Genomic DNA, 6,777 nt, shown 5'->3' with positions numbered 1-6,777 from the left:
GAGTGCCCACACAGATTGCTTGATTCAAATTGTTAAAGAGCGACGCAGCTTTTGGCTGCTGCGGGAGTGGCATTCTACTCAACCGCCTTCTCGAGTCAAGCCTTATTTTCAAAGGCTTTTCGAGATTATCGACTCAGGCTTTGCGTTGCCGCTTGCCGTGTCGATGGAGGCGCATTATAGGGAGATTGATCACATTGGCAAGGGTGTTTTCGAACTAAATTCATTTTTTTGAATTGTTCGCTCACCAATCAACCAAATCGCTCATTAATCCCGCTACAGGCTCGGTATTGACTACGGGATAGCGTTCGAAAAGAGGGTAGATCAAGCTTGTAGCGATTTACGGTGACCTCCTCTATATCCATGGTGATCAGGCTCACGCCTTCGGGTAACATAGCGCCCCTTTGCGATTCACACACTCTTGGGCTTTGGAGAGTTTAATGCCTTTTGCACTTGGCCAGCGTTGGATTAGTGATACAGAGACGGATCTGGGTTTGGGAACTGTCGTTGCTGTTGAAGGACGCATGGTTACCCTGTTGTTTCCGGCTACCGGTGAAAACCGTATGTATGCCAAAGAAGAGGCGCCGGTTACCCGGGTCAGCTTCAATGTGGGCGATCAGATAACCAGTCACGAAGACTGGACCATGACGGTCGAAGAAGTGCAGGAGAAAGACGGCCTGCTTATATATGTAGGTGTTCGCACCGACAATGATGAGCCCGTTGCCCTCAAAGAGGTGTTTCTCAACAACTTTATCAAGTTCAACAAGCCGCAGGACCGTCTGTTCGCCGGGCAGATCGACCGCATGTCCCGCTTTACCCTGCGCTACGAGGCCCTGGTCAATCAGCACAAGCGCCGTCGCAATCCGACCCGCGGTCTGGCCGGTGGCCGGGTCAGCTTGATCCCGCACCAGCTTTATATTGCACACGAAGTGGGGCACCGCTACGCCCCGCGCGTGCTGCTTGCCGACGAAGTGGGCCTCGGCAAGACCATCGAAGCGGGCATGATCATCCATCAGCAACTGCTCTCCGGCCGCGCCCATCGCGTGCTGATTCTGCTGCCCGAAACCCTGCAACACCAGTGGCTGGTCGAAATGCTGCGCCGCTTCAACCTGCACTTCTCCCTGTTTGACGAGGAGCGCTGCATCGAGGCTTTCGCTGATGCGGAGAATCCCTTCGAAACCGAACAGCTGGTGATCTGCAGCCTCGACTTCCTGCGCAAGAAGCGTCGTCGCTTCGAACAGATCCTGGAAGCGGAGTGGGATCTGCTGGTCGTCGATGAGGCGCATCACCTGGAGTGGAGCGAGGAAGCCCCGAGCCGCGCCTACCAGATGGTAGAGGCGCTGGCCGAGCAGGTGCCGGGCGTGCTGCTGCTGACCGCAACCCCGGATCAACTGGGTCACCAAAGCCACTTTGCCCGCCTGCGACTGCTGGATCCCGAGCGCTTCTACGACTACGACGCCTTCCTCGCCGAGGAGCAGGCCTACGGTCAAGTCGCGAGCGCCGCTCAGGAGCTGCTTGATGGCGAGACCCTGAGCGATGAAGCCAAACAGACCCTGGCAGGCCAGCTTGATGGTCTGGATCTCACTGATGCGGCCGCCCGTCAGCAGGCAGTCGCCAAGCTGCTGGATCAGCACGGCACCGGCCGCGTGCTGTTTCGCAACAGTCGCGCCAACATTCAGGGCTTCCCGGAGCGTCATCTCAACGTCTACCCCATGCCGTTGCCGGAGCAGTACAAAACCGCCATCAAGGTGATGGGCATGATGGGTGGCAACGGCGGCGATCTGCAGACCCGCGCCCTGCGCTACCTCTATCCAGAGAAGATTTTCCAGCAGTTCGAGGGCGACAACGCCAGCTGGACCCAGTTTGATCCCCGTGTCGACTGGCTGCTTGAGCTGCTGCTCTCTGCCCGCCAGCAGAAGGTACTGGTGATCTGCTCCGAAGCCGCCACCGCCATCGCTCTGGAAGAGGCGCTGCGTACCCGCGAAGGGATCCGTGGCGCCGTGTTCCACGAGGGGATGTCCATCCTGGAGCGGGACAAAGCCTCGGCCTATTTCGCCCAGGCCGAGGGGGGCGCCCAGGTGCTGCTCTGCTCCGAGATCGGCTCCGAAGGTCGCAACTTCCAGTTTGCCAGCCATCTGGTGCTGTTCGATCTGCCGCTCAATCCGGATCTGCTGGAACAACGGATCGGTCGTCTCGATCGTATCGGCCAGCAGAACACGGTCGAGATCCATGTCCCCTATCTGGAAGGCACCTCCCAGCGCGCCCTGCAACTCTGGTATCACGACGGTCTCGATGCATTCGAGCAAACCTGTCCGACCGCCCGTCCCGTGTTCGAGGCGGTGCGCGATGAGCTGTTCGAGCTGCTAGCCGCCAATACCGGCGATCAGGAAGCACTGGAAGCGCTTCTGACCAAGACTCGCGAACTGCATGAGCCGCTCAAGGCCAGGCTGGAACAGGGCCGCGATCGCCTGCTGGAAATCCACTCCAGCGGTGGCGAAGCCGCCCAGCAGCTGGTCGACAAGTTGGCCGCCGAAGATGACGACACCGGCATGATCTCCTTCGCCCTGAAGATGTTCGACGAGATCGGCGTCAATCAGGACGATCGTGGCGAGAATGCCCTGGTGCTGACTCCGGGGGATCACATGCTGGTCTCCAGCTTCCCGGGGCTACCCCAGGATGGCATGACCATCACCTTCGATCGCACCACTGCCCTGTCGCGGGACGATATGTCGTTCCTCTCCTGGGATCACCCCATGATGCGCGGCGGTATCGACCTGATCCTGGGTTCCGAGATCGGCGCCACCTCGGTTGCCCTGCTCAAGAACAAGGCACTGCCGGTGGGTTCCATCCTGCTGGAGCTGATCTTCGTCGCCGAATCTGCGGCTCATCCCCAGCTCTACCGCTTCATGCCGCCCACCCCAATTCGCCTGCTGATGGACAAGAACGGCAACAATCTGGGCGACAAGGTGGCGTTTGATGCCTTCAACCGCCAGTTGACTCCGGTCAACCGCCATCTTGGCAGCAAGCTGGTGACCGCCTCCCAGCCGGTGATCCATGGCCTCATCGGGCAGGGGCAGGCCATTGCCGAGGAGCTGAAGGCGGAGATCGTCGACAAGGCCCGTGCCCAGATGGCTCAAACCCTGCAACAGGATCTCGATCGTCTGGAGGCGCTCAAGGCGGTCAATCCGAACGTGCGCGACAGCGAACTGGATTATCTGCGCAATCTGCAGGCAGAATTGCACCACCTGATCGACCAGACCCAGCTCAAGCTGGATGCCATCCGCTTTATCGTGGTCACTCATAACTGATGAAGCTGTGAAGGCATCATCTGGTTGATAACGACCAGAGCCAACGCAAGTTGGATGCCATGCTCTTTTTATCCTGGTCACCCATCACTGACAGGGCACATGCCCTGCTTTGATGTGGTTACCCATAACTGATGGGGGCTTGCCCCCGCTTTGACCAAAGATGCGAGACGCTATGTTTGTATACTCACCGCCCCTGGAACCCTGGCTCGATATCCTGTTCAAGGACAAGGACATCATGGTGGTCAACAAGCCCACTGGCCTGCTGAGCGTACCCGGGCGCGGCCCCGAGAATGAAGACAGCGTGCTCCATCGGGTGAAGCAGCAGCACCCCAAGGCGGCGGCGGCCCATCGTCTCGACATGGCGACCACAGGCGTGCTGGTGATCCCCCTCAACCCCAACTCCCACCGGGAGCTAAGCCGGCAATTTCGCGAGCGGGAGACCGAGAAGCACTATCTCGCCTGGGTGTGGGGCGAGCCGGAGCAGGATGCGGGTGAAGTGGATCTGCCGCTCTGCGTCGACTGGCCCAACCGGCCGAAGCAGAAGGTGGATTTCGAGGAGGGACGCCATGCCCTGACCCTTTGGCAGAAGCTGAAGGTGGAAAATGGCAACAGCCTGATCAAGCTGACCCCCATTACCGGTCGCTCCCATCAGCTGCGGGTTCATATGCTGGAGCTGGGGCACCCCATCCTGGGGGATAACCTCTACGCCCATCCGGAGGCGCTGGCGGCGGCACCGCACCTTTATCTGCATGCAGCCAGCCTGACCATCAGCCACCCCCGCAGCGGCGAGCGGATGACCTTCGAGGCACCCGCCCCGTTCGCGGTATAAGGCACAAATAAAAAAAGCCCCCATCAGATGATGGGGGCTTTTTTATCAGTGTCAGACACGAATATCGATTTTGCTTCCCAGTGAAGCGTTGGCCGATGTTGGTGCAGCCTGAGCCGGCTGTACCGCGGTCTGGATCAACTCCAGTGCGGCTTGCCCGTTCTGGGTTTGCTGCTTTTTGGCCAGGCTGGCCGCCAGCAAGGCATAACCTTCAGATGTAGATGCAGAACTAGATATATCCATTGAGTACCTCCTGCCTTCAATAGTATCGGCCAGCCCACCCGAAACATGAGCACTGAATATAAAACAATCTGAAAAGCGCGCGGCATCAATCAGATAGGGTCATCGTCAACGCGTTACCCCATGACAGACCCGGTTTCTCCTGCCAGCTCCTCAGGCGTCATGGGCCGCAGCACCTTGCAGGGGTTGCCGGCCGCCACCACGCCCGCCGGCACATCCCTGGTTACCACGGAGCCGGCGCCGATCACGCTGTTGTCCCCAATGGTCACGCCGGGGCAGATGACGACACTGCCACCGATCCAGACGTTGTGGCCGATCCGCACCGGCTTGCCGAACTCCACCCCCTTGATGCGCGGCGCCACCGCCACCGGGTGAGCGGCCGTGTAGATCTGCACACCGGGCGCCAGCAGCACGTTGTCGCCAATGTGCACCTCGCACACGTCGAGGATGGTGCAGTTAACGTTGGCGTAGAAGTTCTCGCCTACGAAGATGTTGGCGCCATAGTCGCAAAAGAAGGGCGGGTTGATGGCGCACTCCTTGCCGCTGCCGCCCAGCAGTTCATGGAGCAGGGCATCGCGCGCCGGTTTCTCCTGCCAGTGGGTGTTGAAGGTGTGATAGAGCCTGCGGCAGCGCTCGCGCGCCGCTTTGAGCTCGGAGTCGCCCGCATCATAGGGCTCCCCTGCCACCATCTTCTGCCACTCGGGGCCACGCACCGCCACCTTCATCATCACCTCGCTCATCGCCTACTCCACCAGCCAGATCAGGGATTCATAAGGGCGCAGCATACAGGATTGCGGCCGGGCCGGGCTATCCGGGTAGTTGCCAAGCAGCAGGTGCCCCTTGCCGGTGGCCAGCTCCTCCGGCAGTGCGAAGGTGGCCGGCTCGCCGTAGAAGTTGCTCACCACCAGCAGGGTCTGACCGTTGGCGCGGCGGGCATAGGCCCAGATCTGCGGGTGCCCCGCCAGCAGATCCTGATAATCCCCGTGAGTGAAGATGGGGTGCGCCTTGCGCAGCCGGATCAGATCCCGGTAGTGCCAGAACACCGAGTTCTGATCGGCCAGCGCCGCCTCGGCATTGATCGCGGGATAGTTGGCGGCGGGCTTGAGCCAGGGAGTGCCGCTGGTGAAGCCGGCATTGGCCGCCGCGCTCCACTGCATCGGGGTGCGCGAGTTGTCACGGGACTTGGCGCCGAGAATGGCCAGGATCTCGGCCTCACTCATCCCTTCGGCCTGCTTGATAGCGAAGATGTTGCGGCTCTCCACATCCTGATAGTCATCAATGCACTGATAACCGGGGTTGGTCATGCCGATCTCCTCCCCCTGATAGATGTAGGGAGTACCCTGTAGACCGTGCAGGGTGCTGGCCAGCATCTTGGCGGCCACCACCCTGTGCTCGCCCTCGTCACCGAAGCGGGAGACGATGCGCGGCTGATCGTGGTTGCACCAGAACAGGGCTGACCACCCCTTGCCGTGCATGCCGCTCTGCCAGTGGTTGAAGATGCGCTTGAGCTCGAGGAAATCGAACGGTGCCTTGGTCCACTTGTCGCCGCCCGGGTAGTCCACCTTGAGGTGGTGGAAATTGAACACCATGGAGAGTTCCGAGCCATCCAGCGCGCCGTAGCGCTGGCAGTGCTCCAGAGAGGTGGACGACATCTCCCCCACCGTCATGGCGCCGACCGGGGCGAACACGTCGCGGCTCACGTCCTGCAGGAATTCGTGGATGCGCGGCCCGTCGGTGTAGAAGCGGCGGCCATCGCCAATCTCGTCGTTGGGGAAGCGCTGATCCTTGGAGATGAGATTGATGACGTCGAGGCGAAAACCGTCGACCCCCTTCTTCGCCCAGAAATGGATGATCTTTTTCACCTCGGCACGCACCGCCGGGTTCTCCCAGTTCAGATCCGCCTGCTCTCGGGCAAAGAGATGCAGGTAGTACTGGCCGGTAGCCGGGTCCAGCTCCCAGGCGCTGCCGCCAAACTTGGACTGCCAGTTGTTGGGCACGCCGCCGTCCACCGGATCCTTCCAGATGTAGTAGTCGCGGTAGGGGCTGTTTTTGTCCCCCAGCGCCGACTTGAACCAGGCGTGCTCGGTGGAGGTGTGGTTGACGACTATGTCCATCACGATGCGAATGTCGCGCGCGTGGGCGGCGGCCAGCAGCGCCTCGAAGTCGGCCATAGTGCCGTAGGCGGGATCAATATTCAGGTAGTCGGCGATGTCATAGCCGTTGTCCACCTGCGGCGAGACGTAGACGGGGGTCAGCCAGAGGGCATCGACGCCGAGAGTCTTGAGATAGTCGAGGCGGGCCATGACCCCCTTGAGATCGCCAGTGCCGCGTGCGCCACTGTCCTGAAAGCTCTTGGGGTAGATCTGGTAAATCACGGCGCTCTGCCACCAGGGTGTTTGGCTCATG

6 protein-coding genes are annotated in these 6,777 nt (G+C 60.5%); 3 read left to right on the top strand and 3 right to left on the bottom strand.

What is annotated here, in order from left to right; all coding sequences use genetic code 11:
- The 3 genes from ACB034_RS12845 to rluA all read left to right on the top strand — a co-directional run.
- Window positions 1-232: hypothetical protein (locus ACB034_RS12845; protein WP_371172963.1), on the top strand; the 232-nt coding region annotated here is incomplete at its 5' end.
- A gap of 205 nt (window positions 233-437) precedes the next feature.
- Window positions 438-3,305: an RNA polymerase-associated protein RapA gene (gene rapA, locus ACB034_RS12840; protein WP_371172962.1), complete on the top strand. Its 2,868-nt coding sequence runs from the start codon at window positions 438-440 to the stop codon at window positions 3,303-3,305.
- 172 nt (window positions 3,306-3,477) lie between these two features.
- Window positions 3,478-4,134 (top strand): bifunctional tRNA pseudouridine(32) synthase/23S rRNA pseudouridine(746) synthase RluA, encoded by a 657-nt coding sequence (gene rluA, locus ACB034_RS12835; RefSeq protein ID WP_371172961.1) that lies wholly within the window; start codon window positions 3,478-3,480, stop codon window positions 4,132-4,134.
- Window positions 4,135-4,185: 51 nt separating this feature from the next.
- On the opposite strand, the gene ACB034_RS12830 is transcribed toward rluA, so the two are convergent.
- The 3 genes from ACB034_RS12830 to treC all read right to left on the bottom strand — a co-directional run bounded on the left by ACB034_RS12830 (window position 4,186) and on the right by treC (window position 6,776).
- Window positions 4,186-4,374 carry a hypothetical protein gene (locus ACB034_RS12830; protein WP_026458732.1) on the bottom strand — a complete coding sequence of 63 codons (189 nt, stop codon included), beginning with the start codon at window positions 4,372-4,374 and terminating at the stop codon, window positions 4,186-4,188.
- A gap of 113 nt (window positions 4,375-4,487) precedes the next feature.
- Window positions 4,488-5,111: a sugar O-acetyltransferase gene (locus tag ACB034_RS12825; protein WP_371172960.1), complete on the bottom strand. Its 624-nt coding sequence runs from the start codon at window positions 5,109-5,111 to the stop codon at window positions 4,488-4,490.
- Between the two features lie 3 nt (window positions 5,112-5,114).
- A complete protein-coding gene (gene treC / locus ACB034_RS12820; protein ID WP_371172959.1) occupies window positions 5,115-6,776 on the bottom strand; it encodes an alpha,alpha-phosphotrehalase in 1,662 nt (553 codons plus the stop codon).
- Between the last annotated feature and the right edge of the window lies 1 nt (window position 6,777).

Source organism: Aeromonas sp. S18(2024) (assembly GCF_041402525.1).
Lineage (GTDB): Bacteria > Pseudomonadota > Gammaproteobacteria > Enterobacterales > Aeromonadaceae > Aeromonas > Aeromonas enteropelogenes.
This window is presented reverse-complemented; position numbering and strand designations above follow the sequence as displayed.

Bases quoted from the DNA above. Each gene is read 5' to 3' on its own strand.
- rapA (WP_371172962.1), top strand. From the start codon at position 438: ATGCCTTTTGCACTTGGCCAGCGTTGGATTAGTGATACAGAGACGGAT.
- treC (WP_371172959.1), bottom strand. From the start codon at position 6,776: ATGAGCCAAACACCCTGGTGGCAGAGCGCCGTGATTTACCAGATCTAC.
- ACB034_RS12830 (WP_026458732.1), bottom strand. From the start codon at position 4,374: ATGGATATATCTAGTTCTGCATCTACATCTGAAGGTTATGCCTTGCTG.
- rluA (WP_371172961.1), top strand. From the start codon at position 3,478: ATGTTTGTATACTCACCGCCCCTGGAACCCTGGCTCGATATCCTGTTC.
- ACB034_RS12825 (WP_371172960.1), bottom strand. From the start codon at position 5,111: ATGAGCGAGGTGATGATGAAGGTGGCGGTGCGTGGCCCCGAGTGGCAG.